Genomic DNA, 869 nt, shown 5'->3' with positions numbered 1-869 from the left:
GGCGAGCGGCCATGGCACGGTGGTGACGTTGCAATCACCGATTCCCGTGGAAGGGGAAGTGCCATGACCAATCGAGAAGTTAAACTGAGCAGGGGCGAGTTGAAAGCGTTGCTGCTGTCGGATGAGGACGGCTTTCGCCAGGTATTGCAGACTGTCGTGCAGGAGGCTCTGGAAGCCGAGATGACGGAGGCGATCGGGGCCGAGAAAGGCGAGCGGACGGCGGAGCGGGTGAGTTACCGGTCCGGGTATTACGAGCGCAAGCTGGTGACGCGGGTTGGGGTGCTGGAACTTCGCGTTCCGCAGGATCGGACGGGCCGGTTCTCGACGGAGTTGTTTGAGCGCTATCAGCGTTCGGAGAAGGCCTTGGTGTCGGCGCTGGTCGAGATGTACGTACAAGGCGTTTCGACCCGCAAGGTGAAGGCGGTGACGGAGGAATTGTGCGGCCACTCTTTCTCGGCCTCGACGGTGAGCGAGGCGACGATGCGGCTGGATGAGGCGCTCAAGGCGTTCTTCACGCAGCGGCTCGAGGAAAGCTATCCGTATCTCATCTTGGACGCGCGCTATGAACGGGCTCGCGAGGCGGGCGTGATCGCCAGCCAGGCGGTGCTGGTGGCGATCGGCGTGGATTGGGAGGGCCGGCGCCAGGTCCTGGGCGTGGAGCTGGCCAACCGGGAGAGCCATTCGAGCTGGCGCGAGTTCGTGACGGGGCTCAAGAATCGCGGGCTCGCCGGCGTCGAGTTCGTCGTCTCCGACGACCATCCGGGGCTCAGGGCGGCAATCCGCGAAGTGCTGCCCGAAGCGGTCTGGCAGCGCTGCTACGTGCACTTCCTCAGAAACGCGCTCGACTACGTGCCGCGCAAGGTCGACGA

At 64.3% G+C, this 869-nt stretch carries 1 protein-coding gene; it reads left to right on the top strand.

All coding sequences use genetic code 11. From position 1 onward, the window contains the following. Positions 1-63: 63 nt before the first annotated feature. Positions 64-869 (top strand): IS256 family transposase (locus NKH29_RS32555; protein ID WP_353001432.1); only part of this gene is annotated, 806 nt, incomplete at its 3' end.

It is taken from the genome of Mesorhizobium sp. M1295 (genome assembly GCF_040318135.1).
Lineage (GTDB): Bacteria > Pseudomonadota > Alphaproteobacteria > Rhizobiales > Rhizobiaceae > Mesorhizobium.
The sequence above is the reverse complement of the archived record's forward strand: the minus strand, read 5'-3'. Positions and strand labels throughout refer to the sequence as shown.